This window comes from Streptomyces albidus (ex Kaewkla and Franco 2022), from assembly GCF_013870515.1.
GTDB classification, from domain to species: Bacteria; Actinomycetota; Actinomycetes; order Streptomycetales; family Streptomycetaceae; genus Streptomyces; species Streptomyces albidus.
The window spans coordinates 1-1,651 of record NZ_JACBXA010000487.1; the positions used below are offsets into that span (position 1 = coordinate 1).

The 1,651-nt window shown below is 72.7% G+C and carries 1 protein-coding gene; it reads left to right on the plus strand.

Annotated features, from left to right (window positions below; genetic code table 11):
- On the plus strand, positions 1 to 1,651 hold a 1,651-nt coding region (locus H5J26_RS30780; RefSeq protein ID WP_181769223.1), incomplete at both ends, for a beta-N-acetylhexosaminidase family protein.

Below are 1,651 nucleotides of genomic sequence, written 5' to 3' on the forward strand. Positions count from 1 at the left end.
GCTCGAAGGCGCCGACGGGCCGGGCCTGTTCAACGCCGCGCAGACCCTGCGGCAGCTGGTCACCCGCGAGAGCTCCAAAGGCAAGGGCTCGAAGGGGGACAAGGGCAGCCGCGGTTTCGCCGGCGTGACCGTGAGGGACTGGCCCGCCTCTCCCGTCCGGGGCATCACCGAGGGCTTCTACGGCGACGCCTGGTCCCAGCAGGAGCGTCTGGAGCAGCTGGACTTCCTCGGCCGCACCAAGCAGAACCGCTACCTGTACGCCTCGACCGACGACCCGTACCGGCAGTCCTCCCACTGGCGCGACCCCTATCCGGCCGCGCAGCGCGCCGAGTTCCGCGCTCTGGCGGAGCGGGCGCGGCGCAATCACGTGACGCTCGGCTGGGCGGTCTCGCCGGGGCAGGGCCTGTGCTTCTCCTCCGACGAGGACCGCAGAGCACTGCTGCGCAAGGTGGACGCGATGCGCGCGTTGGGCTTCGGCGCCTTCCAACTGCGCTTCGAGGACGTCAGTTACAGCGAGTGGCACTGCGACGAGGACGCGCGGACCTACGGTTCGGGGCCCAAGGCCGCGGCCCGCGCGCAGGCCGAGCTGGCCAACGCCGTCGCGCGCCATCTGTCGGCACGTCATCCGGGCACGGAACCCCTGTCCGTCATGCCGACCGAGTTCTACCAGGACGGTGCGACCGACTACCGCAGCGCGCTCGCCGAGAAGCTGGAGCAGGGCGTGCAGATCGCCTGGTCCGGCGTCGGCGTGGTGCCGCGCACCATCACCGGCGGTGAACTGGCCGACGCCCGCTCGGCGTTCAGGCAGCACCCGCTGGTCACCATGGACGACTACCCCGTCAACGACTACGCGCAGGACCGGATCTTCCTCGGTCCCTACCGCGGCCGGGAGCCCGCGGTCGCTTCCGGTTCGGCGGCCCTGCTGTCGAACGCGATGAGGCAGCCGACGGCCTCCCGCGTCCCGCTGTTCACGGCCGCCGACTACGCCTGGAATCCGAAGCGTTACGACCCTGAGGCCTCCTGGGAGGCGGCGATCGACGCGGTCGCCGCCGGCTCCGGCACGGAGGAGGCGCGCGAGGGCGCTCGTGAAGCGGTGCACGCCCTCGCCGGCAACGACGCCTCCTCGCTGCTCGGCGGCCGGGAGTCGGCGTATCTGCGGCCCCTGCTCGCGGAGTTCTGGGCGGCGTACGACGCCGCCGACAGCGACAAGAAGTCCGAGGTGAAACGGCTGCGGCGCGCGGCGGACCAACTGCTGGACGCCTTCGGCACGATGCGTACCGCACGGGAGCGGGTGCCCGACGCCCTCGAACGTGAAGTGCGCCCGTGGCTGCGTGAGTTGGCGCGGCGCGGCGAAGCGGGCGAGCAGGCCGTGAAGATGCTCACGGCGCAGGCCCGCGGCGACGGCGGAGCCGCCTGGGACGCGCGTCTGGCGCTGAAGCAACTGCGTGCCGACGGCCCGGAACGAGGCGCCGTGGTCGGCAAGGGCGTGCTCGCGGACTTCGAGAAGCGTGCGCTGGAGACCTCCGAGCGCTGGGCGGGCGTACGGCGCAAGGCCTTCGGCGACCAGACGGTCCACGGCGGGCCCACCGCCCGTCCCGACTCCCCCGCCGAAGCGGCCGTCGACGGCGACCCCGACACCGCCTACAGGGCC